This window comes from Pantoea sp. Ft-CA_14, from assembly GCF_024520875.1.
Taxonomy (GTDB): Bacteria; Pseudomonadota; Gammaproteobacteria; order Enterobacterales; family Enterobacteriaceae; genus Pantoea; species Pantoea agglomerans.
This window is the reverse complement of record NZ_JALNPM010000009.1, coordinates 13077-27991: the sequence shown is the minus strand read 5'-3', so window position 1 is coordinate 27991 and position 14915 is coordinate 13077. Positions and strand designations below refer to the sequence as shown.

Annotated in this window: 14 protein-coding genes and 1 other RNA gene (1 of these 15 only partly in view); 8 read left to right on the top strand and 7 right to left on the bottom strand. The window is 54.5% G+C overall.

Annotation, left to right across the window (positions count from 1 at the left end):
* Both NR195_RS14320 and xthA read left to right on the top strand, forming a co-directional pair.
* A non-coding RNA gene (locus NR195_RS14320) (RtT sRNA) lies at positions 1-68 on the top strand (it extends 160 nt beyond the left edge of the window).
* A gap of 159 nt (positions 69-227) precedes the next feature.
* Positions 228-1034 (top strand): exodeoxyribonuclease III, encoded by an 807-nt coding sequence (xthA, locus tag NR195_RS14315; protein WP_010260640.1) that lies wholly within the window; start codon positions 228-230, stop codon positions 1032-1034.
* Positions 1035-1067: 33 nt separating this feature from the next.
* Here the strand turns inward: xthA and NR195_RS14310 are convergent, their stop codons facing one another.
* From NR195_RS14310 to NR195_RS14300, 3 genes are all read right to left on the bottom strand, one after another.
* Positions 1068-1379 carry a DUF1496 domain-containing protein gene (locus NR195_RS14310; RefSeq protein ID WP_010670267.1) on the bottom strand — a complete coding sequence of 104 codons (312 nt, stop codon included), beginning with the start codon at positions 1377-1379 and terminating at the stop codon, positions 1068-1070.
* Positions 1376-3292 (bottom strand): DNA topoisomerase III, encoded by a 1917-nt coding sequence (locus NR195_RS14305; protein WP_010260636.1) that lies wholly within the window; start codon positions 3290-3292, stop codon positions 1376-1378. The genes NR195_RS14310 and NR195_RS14305 overlap by 4 nt, the downstream gene beginning before the upstream one ends.
* Positions 3293-3488: 196 nt before the next feature.
* Positions 3489-4040: an NAD(P)H nitroreductase gene (locus NR195_RS14300; protein WP_010260634.1), complete on the bottom strand. Its 552-nt coding sequence runs from the start codon at positions 4038-4040 to the stop codon at positions 3489-3491.
* A gap of 173 nt (positions 4041-4213) precedes the next feature.
* On the opposite strand from NR195_RS14300, the gene sppA reads away from it, so the two are divergent.
* The 3 genes from sppA to pncA all read left to right on the top strand — a co-directional run bounded on the left by sppA (position 4214) and on the right by pncA (position 7800).
* A complete protein-coding gene (gene sppA, locus NR195_RS14295; protein ID WP_010260631.1) occupies positions 4214-6076 on the top strand; it encodes a signal peptide peptidase SppA in 1863 nt (620 codons plus the stop codon).
* Positions 6077-6161: 85 nt separating this feature from the next.
* Positions 6162-7175, top strand: coding sequence for an asparaginase (ansA, locus tag NR195_RS14290; protein ID WP_033787679.1), 1014 nt, complete (start codon positions 6162-6164; stop codon positions 7173-7175).
* A gap of 16 nt (positions 7176-7191) precedes the next feature.
* On the top strand, positions 7192-7800 hold the full coding sequence (gene pncA, locus NR195_RS14285; protein WP_010670268.1) for a bifunctional nicotinamidase/pyrazinamidase: 609 nt from the start codon (positions 7192-7194) through the stop codon (positions 7798-7800).
* Between the two features lie 29 nt (positions 7801-7829).
* Here the strand turns inward: pncA and NR195_RS14280 are convergent, their stop codons facing one another.
* Both NR195_RS14280 and msrB read right to left on the bottom strand, forming a co-directional pair.
* The gene (locus NR195_RS14280; RefSeq protein WP_003852750.1) at positions 7830-8111 is read right to left on the bottom strand and encodes a YeaC family protein; all 282 of its coding nucleotides are present in this window, start codon (positions 8109-8111) and stop codon (positions 7830-7832) included.
* Positions 8112-8116: 5 nt separating this feature from the next.
* Positions 8117-8527, bottom strand: a complete 411-nt coding sequence (msrB, locus tag NR195_RS14275) for a peptide-methionine (R)-S-oxide reductase MsrB (protein WP_010670269.1) — start codon at positions 8525-8527, stop codon at positions 8117-8119.
* A gap of 341 nt (positions 8528-8868) precedes the next feature.
* Between msrB and gapA the strand changes: the two genes are divergently transcribed.
* Both gapA and NR195_RS14265 read left to right on the top strand, forming a co-directional pair.
* Entirely contained in the window at positions 8869-9867 is a 999-nt protein-coding gene (gene gapA / locus NR195_RS14270) for a glyceraldehyde-3-phosphate dehydrogenase (RefSeq protein WP_003852747.1), read from the top strand.
* A gap of 74 nt (positions 9868-9941) precedes the next feature.
* A complete protein-coding gene (locus NR195_RS14265) occupies positions 9942-10841 on the top strand; it encodes a D-hexose-6-phosphate mutarotase (protein ID WP_122888819.1) in 900 nt (299 codons plus the stop codon).
* Here NR195_RS14265 and NR195_RS14260 read toward each other — a convergent pair.
* Complete coding sequence (locus tag NR195_RS14260) at positions 10838-11689, bottom strand: aldo/keto reductase (protein ID WP_022625560.1); 852 nt, start codon at positions 11687-11689, stop codon at positions 10838-10840. The two genes, NR195_RS14265 and NR195_RS14260, sit on opposite strands and share 4 nt — an antisense overlap.
* 72 nt (positions 11690-11761) lie before the next feature.
* Entirely contained in the window at positions 11762-12511 is a 750-nt protein-coding gene (locus NR195_RS14255) for a MipA/OmpV family protein (RefSeq protein ID WP_010260609.1), read from the bottom strand.
* Positions 12512-12931: 420 nt separating this feature from the next.
* Between NR195_RS14255 and yeaG the strand changes: the two genes are divergently transcribed.
* Positions 12932-14866, top strand: coding sequence for a protein kinase YeaG (yeaG, locus tag NR195_RS14250; RefSeq protein WP_010260606.1), 1935 nt, complete (start codon positions 12932-12934; stop codon positions 14864-14866).
* Positions 14867-14915: the final 49 nt, after the last annotated feature.

Genomic DNA, 14915 nt, shown 5'->3' with positions numbered 1-14915 from the left:
GACAACGCGCTTCAGCGCGGCCCGCAGGGTGAGGCGCAACGCGCCGAATAATCCTTCTCCCACCACCATCTCGTATGTGGCACACCATACCCAAAATAATACCTAAGCTTTCTGTTCGCCCCCACATTCCTGCCCGCTTTCACACAATCTCAGCCTGTTCCGCCATGACTTTTTCAGCAAAAATCGCTACCATCTCCGCCTGACATTTCTGAACAACGGTCGATCTCATGAAATTTGTTTCATTTAACATCAATGGGTTGCGTGCCCGCCCGCATCAGCTTCAGGCACTTGTCGAACAGCATCAGCCCGATGTTATCGGTCTGCAGGAAACCAAGGTCCATGACGACATGTTCCCGCTGGAAGAGGTGTCAAAGCTCGGCTATCACGTCTTCTATCATGGACAGAAAGGTCACTACGGCGTTGCCCTGTTAACCAAAGCTGAGCCAGTGTCAGTGAGCCGGGGTTTCCCGGGTGATGACGAAGAATCCCAGCGCCGCCTGATCATCGCGGAACTTCCCAGCCCGATTGGCGACATCACGGTAATTAACGGCTATTTTCCGCAGGGCGAGAGCCGCGACCATCCCACCAAGTTTCCGGCTAAAGAGAAATTCTATCGCGATCTGCAACGTCTGCTGACCGAGGATCTGCCTGCTGATAAGCCGGTTCTGATTATGGGCGACATGAATATCAGCAGCACCGATCGGGATATTGGTATTGGTGAGGAGAGCCGCAAGCGCTGGCTGCGCACCGGCAAATGCTCCTTCCTGCCGGAAGAACGCGAGTGGATGGACCGCCTGCTGGGCTGGGGGCTGGTTGATACCTGGCGTGAGCACAATCCGGAGGTGGCGGATCGCTTCTCCTGGTTCGATTACCGTTCGAAAGGGTTTGATGATAATCGCGGGTTACGCATCGATCTGGTGCTGGCGAGCAAAACCCTGGCGTCGCACTGCGTTGAGACCGGCATTGATTATGAGATCCGGGGCATGGAAAAACCATCTGACCACGCGCCCATCTGGTCAACCTTCCGCTTTTAACTGACGGTCGCGTGGCAGAGCGCCACGCGACGGCTATTTCACTATTTTCCAGATCAGGTTATTGGTGCCGATGGAGTGTTCATCACGGGTACATTGCAGCAACACCCCCTCTGATTTCACCACCGCGCCTTCCGTGTAGTTACGGTTCTCAAAGATACAGCAGCGGAGACAGTCTGGCTGACGTCTCTCTGCCTGTGTCCATGCCTCGGGTGGCATATCCACCACGACATCGGTGTTACCACCGTTGCTGCCCTGCTGTGGCATCGACTGATAACGACTGTTGGCCTGCGCCACGCTGGTCGCCAGCGACAGGGCCACGAGCAGTAATACTGAATAACGCCTCATTCCGTCTCCTTCACTTTACGCCTGGTTTTGCGCACCGGACGTTTCTGTCCGGTGGACGGTAATCCCCTAAATGCATGCGCCGCAGGCTGCTGTCGTGCCTGCTGGATCAGACCAGTTAAGGTCTGCACCAGCGGCTGCATGAATTCATCATAGCGGCAGGCCTTTTCGCTGATACGCGTCAGTGTCGATTCCCACTGCGCCGTCATATCCGGGCGTGCTGCCAGATCGGGCAGGGAGTGAATCAGGGCGCGTCCGGCATCTGTAGAATTGATATAGCGGCCCTTCTTCACCAGGAAGCCACGACGAAACAGTAATTCGATAATGCCGGCGCGTGTGGCTTCCGTTCCTAAACCATCGGTCGCACGCAATACTTTCTTTAATTCTTTATCCTGAACGAAACGGGCAATGCCGGTCATTGCAGAAAGAATGGTGGCATCGGTAAACGGGCGTGGCGGCTGGGTTTGCTTCGCCAGCACCTCTCCGCGCTCACACAGCAGCTCATCCCCTTTCGCTACCACAGGCAACGGCATGCCGTCGTTCTCTTCATCCCGCTCTTTGTTGCCCAGCAGCGCACGCCAGCCCGCTTCCGCCAGGAAGCGTGCTTTCGCCACGAATTTTCCGCCAGCAATATCAAGATCGATGACACATTTGCGGAATACCGCATCCGGGCAGAACTGCATCAGATACTGGCGCGCCACCAGTTCATAGATATGCTGCTCGTTTTCACTGAGTTTCACCGCGCTGGCACGGGCCGTTGGAATAATGGCGTGGTGGGCATCCACTTTTTTATCATCCCAGCAGCGATTTCTGCGATCGGCATCGAAATCTGCCGGTGGGGTCAGCTGTGACTGATGCGCCTGTATCGCCTTTAACACCGCATGACGACCGGCAAAATGCTCTTCAGGCAGATAGCGGCTGTCCGAACGGGGATAGGTAATCAGTTTATGGGTTTCGTAAAGCCGCTGGCAGGTATCCAGCACCGTCTGCGCACTCAGCCCGTAACGTTTAGCGGCCTCGATCTGCAGGCTGGATAAGGAAAAGGGCAGCGGCGCCACCTCATTTTCGCGTTTGTCGCTGTAAGCGGTGACGATCGCTGGCTGGCCCGTAATACGCGCCACCACATGCTCCGCCAGGGCGCGTTTGAGCAGGCGGCCCTCTTCATCCTGCCACGGTTCACAGGCTTCACTGGGGATCCAGCTGGCGATAAATCGGGCGCCGTCAGGCGTGAGGATGTGCGCTTTCACTTCGAAGTAATCTTTCGGCACGAAGTTCTCGATCTCTTCATCGCGCCGGACCACCAGCCCAAGCACCGGCGTCTGCACCCGGCCCACCGACAGTACGCCATCATAGCCTGCATTGCGTCCCAGCAGCGTCCAGGCGCGGGTCATGTTAATGCCATAGAGCCAGTCCGCCCGGGCGCGGGCCAGCGCCGAGACGCACAACGGAATAAACTCGCGATTTTCACGCAGGCGGTTTACTGCCCGATCCACCGCCTGAGGATTGAGATCGTTAATCAGACAGCGCTGCACCTTGCTGCGTTTTTCAGCCGGCAGGTTCAGGTAGTCGAGCACCTCATCCACCAGCAACTGCCCTTCCCGATCCGGGTCACCGGCATGCACCACTTCATTCGCCTGCGCCAGCAAGCCCTCAACCACTTTCAGTTGCTTAGCGACCGAGGGACGCGGTTTTAGCTGCCATTTTTCCGGAATGATGGGTAAATCCGCCAGCGACCAGCGCGCATAACGGCTGTCATAACTGTCGGGTTGCGCCTGCTCCAGAAGATGGCCTACACACCAGGTGACGATCTGATCGTTGCCGCAGGCAATGAATCCATCACCACGTCGATGCGGTTTCGGCAGCACATCTGCGATAGCACGCCCCAGGCTCGGTTTTTCCGCAATAAACAAACGCATTGAATCAGGTAATCCTTAACATCAGGGGGAACGCAGTGATAACCGGTTGTCCGCTGTCGGTTTGAATACTGGGCTATGTTAGCCTGGCAGGCCCGCTGACGTAAGTGTGATGCGCGGCGTTAGCGATCGTTCGCACAGGAACCGTGCAAAAAGCAGGGCTGAAATGCACCCTGCCGGAACCGGACAAGCATTGTAGTCAGAAGTAACGGACGAAAGGCGCCGTGTCAGGTGGGAGCACCGTAGTGCTGGATTTCAGTTGCGGGGTGCCCAGATAGAGAAAGCCGACGATGGCATCCTGTTCGCGGCAGCCAAACCCCTGGCGTACCTGCTCGTCATCGGTCCAGGGACCACTGCGCCAGATACCGTTGTAACCCTGAGCGACGGCCGCCATCTGCATGGCCATCACTGCACAGCTTGCCGAGGCGATCTGCTCCCAGCGCGGCACTTTGTGGTGCGCTTCACAATGTGCCACCACCGTAATGATCATCGGTGCGCGAAACGGTGACTGGCTTGCTTTGTTAATCGCTTTTTCATCCAGCTGTTTATCGCGTGCTGCCTGCTCCAGCAGCTGGCTCAGCCGGTCGCGACCCTCATTTTCCACAATGATAAAGCGCCAGGGTTGCAGCGTGCCGTGATCCGGGGCGCGCATACCAGCCCGCAGGATATTTTCCAGTGCGTCACCCGCAGGTGCCGGCTCAGTCAGGCGTGAGGCCGAACGTCGGTTGACCAGTAACTCCAGTGCGTCCATGTTTCTCTCCCGATCTCTGTAATGTTGCAGTTATCCTGGCACAGGCAGATTTTTTGTAACAGTGCGCAGTGATTTCCTGCTGACTTTTAACACGCCGCTCTTTAGGATGAGCTCGTCGGGGAAGTCTGGTCCGCGCGGCGGCCACTTCCTGCTACATATTTATGGAGAGTCTGATGCGCACATTGTGGCGAATAATTGCAGGTCTGTTCCGCTGGAGCTGGCGGGTACTGAATTTTATCAGGGAATTTATTCTGAATATATTCCTGATTTTGTTGATTGTGGTGGGTGTAGGGATCTGGCTGCAGGTCAGCGGGTCGGGCGGCAGTTCAGCGCCGATTCAGCAAGGCGCACTGAAAGTGGATCTCAGCGGCGTGCTGGTGGATAAACCGTCGGTAAGCAATCGTCTGAGCAAAATTGGCCGCCAGCTGCTGGGTGCCAGCAGTGACCGTTTACAGGAAAATTCGCTGTTTGATGTGGTCGACGCTATTCGTCAGGCAAAAGATGACAGCAACATTAAAGGCATGGTGCTCGATTTACGCGAATTTGCCGGTGGCGATCAGCCTTCACTGCAATATGTGGGTAAAGCGCTGCGCGAATTCCGCGACAGCGGCAAGCCGATTTATGCACTGGGCGACAGCTACAGCCAGGCGCAGTATTACCTTGCCAGCTACGCCACCAAAATCTATCTGTCACCACAGGGCACCGTAGATCTGCATGGTTTCGCCACCAACGGACTCTATTACAAAACCCTGCTGGAGAAGCTGAAAGTCACCTCACACGTCTTCCGTGTCGGGACCTACAAATCAGCGGTTGAGCCGTTCCTGCGTGACGACATGTCCCCTGCCGCACGGGATGCAGACAGCCGCTGGGTCGGTCAGCTGTGGCAGAACTACCTGAACACCGTGGCAGCGAACCGCCAGATTACGCCGGAGCAACTCTTCCCCGGTGCTGCTGCGATTATTGCCGGATTAAACGCCGTGAAAGGCGATACCGCGCAATATGCGCTGGATAACAAGCTGGTCGATGCCCTGGGTTCACGTGCGGCAGCCGATCAGGAGCTGGTAAAAACCTTTGGTCTGGATAAGCAGAGCAACGATTACCGTAGCGTCAGCATCTATGACTACAGCGTGAAAACCACCTCCACGCAGCAGGATGGCAACATCGCGGTAGTCATGGCCAGCGGTGCCATCATGGATGGTGAAGAGACGCCGGGCAACGTCGGTGGCGACACGACGGCGGCGCAGATCCGCGATGCGCGTCTCGATCCGAAAATCAAAGCGATTATTCTGCGGGTGAACAGCCCGGGTGGCAGCGTCACCGCCTCGGAAGCGATTCGTGAAGAGCTGGCGGCAGCGCAGGCGGCCGGTAAGCCGATTGTGGTCTCGATGGGAGGCATGGCGGCGTCTGGCGGTTACTGGATCTCAACGCCTGCCAGCTACATTGTGGCGAACCCCAGCACGCTGACTGGCTCGATTGGCATCTTCGGCGTGATCAATACGCTGGAGAACAGCCTGGACAGTATCGGCGTGCACACCGACGGTGTTGCGACCTCACCGCTGGCGGATATCTCAACCACCAAAGCGCTGCCAACGGAAGTTCAGCAGCTGATGCAGCTGACCATCGAAAATGGCTACCGCAACTTTGTCGGTCTGGTGGCGAAATCACGTCATAAAACACCAGAGCAGATTGATGCCATTGCACAGGGCCACGTCTGGACCGGCAGCGATGCGAAAGCCAATGGTCTGGTTGATGCGCTGGGTGACTTCGATGATGCCGTGAAGAAGGCGGGCGAGCTGGCGAAAGTCAGTAATCCGCAGCTGAGCTGGTATCAGGATGACCCGAGCTTCCTGGATATGATGCTGAGCCAGATGAACGCGTCGGTGCAGGCTGTCCTGCCTGATACGCTGAAAGCCTGGCTGCCAGCACCGATGCTGGATGTGATGAGTGCTATGAAAGCCCAGCCTGGTCTGTTCGACAAGCAGAACGATCCTCAGAACCGTTATGCATTCTGCCTGAACTGCGGCGAAGTGCGATAAACCTCGCAGCCCGGCCGCTGGTCGGGCTGCTTTTCCCCGCTATTCCCCTTATACTGCGCGTTTTATGGCGAGTCTGAGTTCTCTAATGCAAAAGAAAAACATCTACGTAGCCTACACTGGCGGGACGATCGGTATGCAGCGTTCGGCGCAGGGTTATATTCCCGTCTCCGGACACCTGCAGCAACAGCTGGCTAACATGCCGGAGTTCCACCGCCCTGAGATGCCTGATTTCACCATTCATGAGTATCAGCCGCTGATCGACTCTTCCGACATGACCCCGCAGGACTGGCACTCTATCGCAGAAGATATCCGTCAGAACTATGATCGCTATGATGGTTTTGTGATCCTGCATGGCACCGACACCATGGCATTTACCGCCTCAGCACTCTCCTTTATGCTGGAAAATCTGGCCAAGCCGGTTATCGTCACGGGCTCGCAGATTCCGTTAGCGGAATTACGTTCAGATGGTCAGCAGAATCTCTTAAATTCGCTCTATGTGGCGGCCAACTATCCGATCAGCGAAGTGTCGCTGTTTTTCAATAACACGCTCTATCGCGGTAACCGGACCACCAAGGCACATGCAGACGGCTTCAACGCCTTTGCTTCGCCCAACCTCTCTGCGCTGCTGGAAGCGGGCATTCATATTCGTCGCCTCAATACACCGCCAGCCCCAGCCGGTCAGGGCGAACTGAAGGTTCACACCATTACGCCTCAGCCCATTGGCGTGGTCACCATCTATCCCGGCATTTCAGCCGACGTTGTACGTAACTTTCTGCGTCAGCCAGTCAAAGCATTGATCCTGCGCTCCTATGGTGTGGGTAATGCACCGCAGAACAAGGAATTTCTGGCAGAATTGCAGCAGGCCAGCGAGCGTGGCATCGTGGTGGTAAACCTCACCCAGTGTATTTCCGGCAAAGTGAATATGGGCGGATACGCTACCGGCAATGCGCTGGAACATGCTGGTGTCATCAGCGGATTTGACCTCACCGTGGAAGCGGCGCTGACAAAGCTACACTTTTTACTCAGCCAGGATCTTTCGGCCGATCAAATCCGAGCCAGAATGCAGCAGAATTTGCGCGGCGAACTGACTGAAGACTGAAACGGAGCGATATGTAATGAAGCGGGCACTCATCATTATTGATATTCAGAACGATTTTTGCCCCGGCGGCCCGATGGCAGTCCATGAGGGCGACCATACGGTCGAGGTGGCAAATCGTTATGCGCGACTGTTCCGTGAAAACGGTGAATGCGTACTGGCACTGCAGGACTGGCATCCGGCCAATCACGGCAGCTTTGCCTCGGTTTCCGGCGAGCCGGTCTACACGCTGGGCGAGTTAAATGGTCTGGCCCAGATCTGGTGGCCCGATCACGGCATTCAGGGCTCGACTGGCGCTGATTTTCATCCGGGTCTCGATCGCTCACTGTTCGATGCGACGTTCCATAAGGGCCAGGATCAGGATGTCGACAGCTATAGCGCCTTTTTTGACAATGGCCATCGCCGTAAGACCGAGCTGGACAGCTGGCTGCGTGAGCGTGGGATCACCCATCTGGTGATGCTGGGGCTGGCGACGGATTACTGCGTCAAATATAGCGTGCTGGATGCGCTGGAGCTGGGTTATCACGTTGAGGTGGTTAAAGAGGGCTGCCGGGGCGTCAATCTGAATCCCGAGGACAGCGAAATTGCCTTTGCCCAGATGACCGCTCAGGGCGCGATTCTGATTTAAAATGGAGCTGGCATGACGCCAGCTTTTTTTTAATGCAGATGGATGCGGGTCACGTCAGGGTCAATTCCAAACTCTTCTTTGAGCTCTTTTTTCGACTTCATCACCATTTCGCCACCTTTGCCGATGGTCATGTGCTGGGGCGCGTCGTTGTGCCGCGCCTGCCACATCATGACCAGCTGCAGGCAATTGTCGCGCTGCTCCTGGGTCAGTGCCACGCCATCCGGCCATTTACCAATCTCAACCGCCGTGGCAAGACGCTGATAGACTTCAGGCGTCATCGATGCAAGCATTGCTTCAAGCTGTTCCTTCATCGCCATTACCCTTTGGTCTGTTCGCCCTGCTCGTCGGTGAAATTCAGCGAGGCGGAGTTAACACAATAGCGTTCGCCGGTCGGCTGCGGGCCGTCAGGGAAGACATGTCCCAGGTGCGCATCGCAACTGCCACAGCGGATCTCAATACGCTGCATGCCGTGTGAATCATCTTCAATATAGCGAATCGCATCATCACTGACCGGCTGGTAGAAACTGGGCCAGCCACAGCCAGAGTCATACTTCGTCTCAGAGAGAAAAAGTGGCGCCTCACAGATCAGACAGTGGTAGATCCCTTCCTGCTTGTTGTGCAGCAGTGCGCCGCTGTAAGGCGGTTCCGTTCCGCGTTGCTGAGTGACGTAGCGTTGCATTTCAGTCAACTGTGCAATTTTTGCTTCGGGTGCGGTGTCTTTAGCCATTTTAGGATTCCGGGCAGTGCCATTCTGAAAAATTCGACTATTATTCTAACAAATGATCAACATAACCCGGGTCTTTTTTTGTGCTCACCCTTTCAGCCTGCTCTCTGCTAAGCGGATTTGTGACATCGATCACCTTTTATCCGGAGCATCCCTATATATTCGGCGATTGATTCAACGAAGCGCGATATCATTAGCGGCGCGCAAGCGGTTGCGCATCGAATAATTCCTTTCAGGCGAATTGATTTGTCGCAACAATTGACACGATTCCGCTTGACGCCTGGTAAGGTTTTTGTAATTTTACAGGCAACCTTTTATTCACTAACCAATAGCTGGTGGAATATATGACTATCAAAGTAGGTATCAACGGTTTCGGCCGTATCGGTCGCATCGTTTTCCGTGCTGCTCAAAAGCGTTCTGACATCGAAATCGTTGCTATCAACGACCTGCTGGACGCGGATTACATGGCGTACATGCTGAAGTATGACTCTACTCACGGTCGTTTCGACGGCACCGTAGAAGTTCAGGATGGCGCACTGGTGGTTAACGGTAAAAAAATCCGTGTTACCGCTGAACGTGATCCGGCCAACCTGAAGTGGGATGAGGTAGGCGTTGACGTTGTTGCTGAAGCAACCGGTATCTTCCTGACCGACGAAACCGCGCGTAAACACATCACTGCAGGCGCTAAGAAAGTCGTTCTGACCGGTCCATCTAAAGATGACACCCCAATGTTTGTTCGTGGTGCAAACTTCGACAAATATGATGGCCAGGATATCGTGTCTAACGCATCCTGTACCACTAACTGCCTGGCACCGCTGGCAAAAGTGATCAACGACAAGTTTGGCATCGTTGAAGGTCTGATGACGACCGTTCACGCCACCACTGCTACTCAGAAAACCGTTGATGGCCCGTCTCATAAAGACTGGCGCGGCGGCCGCGGCGCATCGCAGAACATCATTCCTTCATCAACTGGCGCAGCTAAAGCCGTTGGTAAAGTTCTGCCAGAGCTGAACGGCAAACTGACCGGTATGGCATTCCGCGTACCAACCCCTAACGTTTCCGTTGTTGACCTGACCGTGCGTCTGGAAAAAGCGGCTTCTTACAAAGAAATCTGTGCTGCAATTAAAGCGGCTGCAGAAGGTGAGATGAAAGACGTTCTGGGCTACGTTGAAGATGACGTGGTTTCTACCGACTTCAACGGCGAAATCCTGACTTCAGTGTTTGACGCTAAAGCCGGTATCGCGCTGAACGACAACTTTGTGAAACTGGTTTCCTGGTACGACAACGAAACTGGCTACTCAAACAAAGTTCTCGACCTGATTGCACTGGTTTCTGCTAAATAAGGCAGCCAGACATCATTGAGAATAAGGGCGACTTCGGTCGCCCTTTTTTTGATCCGCACAGGAAGGAATCGAACATGCAAGATAAACTGTTTTCTCTGCCGGTGGTCACGCAGATCTCCCCTTACCTCACCCAGCGCCAGATAGGTGAACTCCCCGCCATTGTTGTGAGTCACCCTAAAGTGCGGGCAGCCATTACGCTTCAGGGCGCGCACCTCATCGCCTGGCAACCCAGCGGCGAAAAGCCGGTACTCTGGCTGAGTGATAAGAGTCTCTTTGCACCGGGTAAGGCGATTCGTGGCGGCGTTCCGATCTGCTGGCCGTGGTTCGGCCCGGCGGGCGAACCGGCACACGGCTTTGCGCGGGTTCAGCCGTGGAAACTCACGGCGCATGATGAAAATGAAGATGGCGTCATGCTGACGCTGGTGCTGGAGAGCAACCCTCAGACGCTGAAGCTCTGGCCGCATGAATTCACCCTGATTGCCCGCTTCCGGCTGGGCCAGCATTGTGAGATTGAGCTGGAAGCCTATGGTGACTTTGAAGCGACGGCGGCTCTGCACAGCTACTTTACCGTCAGCGACATCAACGGTGTGGAAGTCTCGGGTCTGGGCAATAGCTATATCGACAAAGTGAATAACGGCGAGGTGGCCAGCAGCGACGGCAAACAGCGTTATCCTGGACGCATCGACCGTATCTTTACCGCAGCAGAAGATTGCTCAGTGATTAATGATACTGCGGGCGAGCGGCAGATCGAGGTGTACCACCATCATCACAGTGACGTTGTCACGTGGAATCCGGGTGTGGAACTCTCCTGCAGCATGACGGATATGGCGAATGAGGGCTATAAGACCATGGTCTGTGTGGAGACGGCGCGTATCAGCAAACCGTTACGCAGCGCGGGTGAAAAACCGGCACGACTGGCCACGACGTTCCGCCTCAAAAAGAAAGCCGCAGCCAGCGATAACGTTAACGGCTAAACAATATCCAGCGGCGACTTATGCTGTGGCGCTGGCCAGGCGCGATCGATGAGCTGCAAATCCTCATCGGTCAGTTCCACCTCCAGCGCCGCCGCATTTTCCTGAACGTGGGCCACTGAACTGGCTTTAGGAATGGCAATCACCCCTGGCTGACGAATCACCCAGGCCAGCAGTAATTGCGCCACGCTGATGCCCTTCTGCTGTGCAATCTGAGTCAGCTGAGGATCGGTAAAGAGTGAGTCACGTAGCCGTCCGGCCTGGGCCAGCGGACAGTAGGCCATGACCGGTACGCCACGCTGCTGACATGCCGGCAGCAGATCAAATTCAATGCCGCGTGAAGCCAGATGATAGAGCACCTGATTGGTCGCGCAGGCCTCACCCTTCTCTTCATCCCACAGTTCGGCCATATCATCGGTGTCAAAATTCGATACGCCCCAGTGACGAATTTTGCCCTGCTGCTGCAGGCGTTCCATCGCGCGCAGTGTCTCTTCCAGCGGAATATTGCCGCGCCAGTGCAACAGGTAGAGATCGAGATAATCGGTTTGCAGACGTTGCAGGCTGCGCTCACAGGCTGCAATGGCATCCACTTCGCCCGCATTCCACGGATAAACTTTGGAGACCAGCAGCGCCCGGTCGCGACGGCCCAGCAGTGCCTGCCCGACCACCTCTTCGGCTCCGCCATCTGCATACATTTCGGCGGTATCGATAAGCTTCAAGCCGCACTCAAGACCCGCCTGCAATGCAGCGACTTCATCAGCACGCTGCGCCGGGTTTTCACCCATATACCAGGTGCCCTGACCGATCACCGGCAGATCGCCAAAACCGGCAAAGTTAATCGTGTTACGCATTCTGCTCTCCCGCCCCATTCTGAGGCCCTGTAAAAGAACAGAGGGCAATAAATGCCCTCTTTTGGTGCGTTATCAGAAGGTATAGCTGACACCCGTCCAGATTAACGCCTGCCCGCTTTTATCAATCATCGGGCTGTCTTTGATTTCGCTGTCGAAACGGATATAACGCCCCATAACGCTGGCATTCCACTGCGGCGCAATCTGATAGCTGGCGCTCAGTTCCACATAAGGTGACCAGCTGTCATCCGGGTTGTAACGGCTGATGCCGGTACGGGCGCTTTCATGCCCGGATACCCCATAGTAATAACGGTTTTGATTGGCGCTGTTCCATGTGGCCCCGATGCCCGGCGTCAGGCTGAAGTCACCCATCTGGAAGCGATAGAGGTATGTCAGGTCCCAGATCATCCCATTGCTGTTATTGAGCACATCCCCCAGCAATGAGGTACGGACAATCCCCCAGTCAGCGGTGTGACGATAGGTTGCGCCACCCATCAGCGTCATGCGGCGTTTATCCAGCCCTTTCATGTCGCCCAGGTCGTTGTCGCTGGGTTTGTACTCCTGCGGTGAACCCAGCAGCGTCAGTGACAGCTGGTTCTGAGGATCTTTCCACAGGTAGTAGCCGCCCTGCAGGCTGCGGAACCAGAAGTCTTCACCCTCGTAATTGATAACCGGAAGCGGGATATACCGGTCCTGGCCGCCGCGATAAGGTGAATCGGCATAGATCACCGATGCGCCAATGGAAAGCGGTGCGGCATTCGCGTGCGTGGCCAGTAAATAACAGGGCAGAAGTGCAACAAGCGTCTTAAATTTGAATTGGTTCACAATTTATTCATTCCATAAATATAACAATCAAACAGGAAGTCTAACGTTTTTTCACGGCTGGATTAACTTATATCGAAATCCTTTAAGTGACTGATCGATGAAAGTGGCATTAAAGGTTAAAAACACGTTAAGTTAAAGCATCACCCATAAGAACGCATCTCACAACAGACCCGCTGTACAGTTGATCTTCCCCTCATTAACCCAAACCCGTGGAGGAAATTTCCTAGAAGCCATCTACAGTTAGAAGTAACAGCAGACATTTTGTACGAGCAGAGTAACCATAAAAGTTGTGTATCCCGATAAGAAAGATCAGGTTGGCATAAGGGTTGCTGTACTCAACAGAGAATATCTTCCGGGAGCTGCTATAAGCCTCTAATTACGCTCCTTACCTGTGCTAAAAACGAAAGGACGGGCATCGCTATGAATATATTCGATCACTATCGTCAGCGTTATGAAGCTGCCAAGGACGAAGAGTTCACACTGCAGGAATTTCTTGCTATCTGTAAGCAGGATCGCAGTGCATACGCCAACGCTGCAGAGCGACTGTTAATGGCTATCGGAGAGCCGGTAATGGTCGATACTGCTCAGGAGCCACGCCTTTCCAGAATATTCTCCAACCGTGTGATGGGACGCTATCCGGCGTTCGAGGAGTTTTACGGCATGGAGGAAGCGATTGAACAGATCGTCTCCTACCTGAAACATGCCGCTCAGGGACTGGAAGAGAAGAAACAGATCCTCTATTTACTGGGACCGGTAGGTGGCGGTAAATCCTCACTGGCGGAACGGCTTAAGTCGCTGATGCAGCGGGTGCCCATCTATGTACTGAGCGCCGACGGGGAACGCAGCCCGGTTAATGACCACCCTCTCTGCCTGTTTAATCCGCAGGAAGATGCGCATATTCTCGAAAAAGAGTATGGCGTGCCGCGCCGTTATCTCGGCACGATTATGTCGCCGTGGGCCGCTAAGCGACTGCACGACTTTGGCGGCGATATCTCGCGTTTCAAAGTGGTGAAAGTCTGGCCGTCAATCCTGGAACAACTGGCGATTGCCAAAACTGAACCGGGTGATGAGAACAATCAGGATATCTCCGCGCTGGTCGGTAAAGTGGATATCCGTAAACTGGAAAACCACGCGCAAAACGATCCTGATGCTTACGGTTACTCCGGCGCACTTTGCCGTGCCAACCAGGGGATCATGGAATTCGTTGAGATGTTCAAAGCGCCTATCAAGGTGCTGCACCCGTTACTGACGGCGACGCAGGAAGGGAACTACAACGGCACCGAGGGGATTTCGGCGCTGCCGTTTAACGGCATTATTCTGGCGCACTCCAACGAATCAGAGTGGGTGACGTTCCGTAATAACAAGAATAATGAGGCGTTCCTTGACCGTGTCTATATCGTCAAGGTGCCCTACTGCCTGCGGGTCTCTGAAGAGATCAAAATCTACGACAAGTTACTTAATCACAGTGAGCTGGCGACCTCGCCCTGTGCACCGGGTACGCTGGAAACGCTGGCACGCTTCTCTATCCTGTCACGTCTCAAGGATCCGGATAACTCCAGCATCTATTCCAAAATGCGGGTCTACGATGGTGAAAGCCTGAAAGATACCGACCCTAAGGCGAAGTCCTGGCAGGAGTATCATGATTACGCCGGTGTGGATGAGGGGATGAACGGCCTTTCAACCCGCTTTGCCTTTAAGATTCTGTCGCGGGTATTTAACTTTGACCACGCCGAAGTGGCGGCCAACCCGGTGCACCTGTTCTATGTACTGGAGCAGCAGATTGAGCGCGAACAGTTCCCACAGGATCAGGCCGAGAAATACCTTGAGCACCTCAAAGGCTATCTGATCCCCAAATATGCTGAGTTTATCGGCAAAGAGATTCAGACCGCCTATCTGGAATCTTACTCTGAATATGGTCAGAACATCTTTGACCGCTATGTGACCTATGCCGACTTCTGGATTCAGGATCAGGAGTATCGCGATCCCGATACCGGACAGCTGTTTGATCGTGAATCGCTCAACGCGGAACTGGAGAAAATCGAGAAACCCGCTGGCATCAGTAACCCGAAAGATTTCCGTAATGAGATCGTCAACTTCGTGCTGCGCGCCAGGGCACACAATAACGGTCGCAACCCGAACTGGACCAGTTACGAGAAATTACGCACCGTGATCGAGAAGAAAATGTTCTCAAATACGGAAGAGTTGCTGCCGGTGATCTCGTTTAATACCAAGACCTCTACCGATGAGCAGAAAAAACATGATGATTTTGTCGATCGCATGATGGAAAAAGGCTATACCCGCAAACAGGTTCGCCTGCTGTGTGAATGGTATTTGCGTGTGCGTAAATCGTCCTGATAAGAGTCTGTAAGCTTGCCGGTAAGTGATACCGGTCTGACAAGGTCGG

Excerpts from the sequence above, each read along its gene's own strand:
- msrB (WP_010670269.1), bottom strand. The coding sequence starts at position 8,527 with ATGGCTAAAGACACCGCACCCGAAGCAAAAATTGCACAGTTGACTGAA.
- NR195_RS14265 (WP_122888819.1), top strand. The coding sequence starts at position 9,942 with ATGCAAGATAAACTGTTTTCTCTGCCGGTGGTCACGCAGATCTCCCCT.
- xthA (WP_010260640.1), top strand. The coding sequence starts at position 228 with ATGAAATTTGTTTCATTTAACATCAATGGGTTGCGTGCCCGCCCGCAT.
- NR195_RS14300 (WP_010260634.1), bottom strand. The coding sequence starts at position 4,040 with ATGGACGCACTGGAGTTACTGGTCAACCGACGTTCGGCCTCACGCCTG.
- NR195_RS14310 (WP_010670267.1), bottom strand. The coding sequence starts at position 1,379 with ATGAGGCGTTATTCAGTATTACTGCTCGTGGCCCTGTCGCTGGCGACC.
- gapA (WP_003852747.1), top strand. The coding sequence starts at position 8,869 with ATGACTATCAAAGTAGGTATCAACGGTTTCGGCCGTATCGGTCGCATC.
- NR195_RS14280 (WP_003852750.1), bottom strand. The coding sequence starts at position 8,111 with ATGAAGGAACAGCTTGAAGCAATGCTTGCATCGATGACGCCTGAAGTC.
- pncA (WP_010670268.1), top strand. The coding sequence starts at position 7,192 with ATGAAGCGGGCACTCATCATTATTGATATTCAGAACGATTTTTGCCCC.
- NR195_RS14305 (WP_010260636.1), bottom strand. The coding sequence starts at position 3,292 with ATGCGTTTGTTTATTGCGGAAAAACCGAGCCTGGGGCGTGCTATCGCA.
- ansA (WP_033787679.1), top strand. The coding sequence starts at position 6,162 with ATGCAAAAGAAAAACATCTACGTAGCCTACACTGGCGGGACGATCGGT.
- sppA (WP_010260631.1), top strand. The coding sequence starts at position 4,214 with ATGCGCACATTGTGGCGAATAATTGCAGGTCTGTTCCGCTGGAGCTGG.
- NR195_RS14260 (WP_022625560.1), bottom strand. The coding sequence starts at position 11,689 with ATGCGTAACACGATTAACTTTGCCGGTTTTGGCGATCTGCCGGTGATC.
- yeaG (WP_010260606.1), top strand. The coding sequence starts at position 12,932 with ATGAATATATTCGATCACTATCGTCAGCGTTATGAAGCTGCCAAGGAC.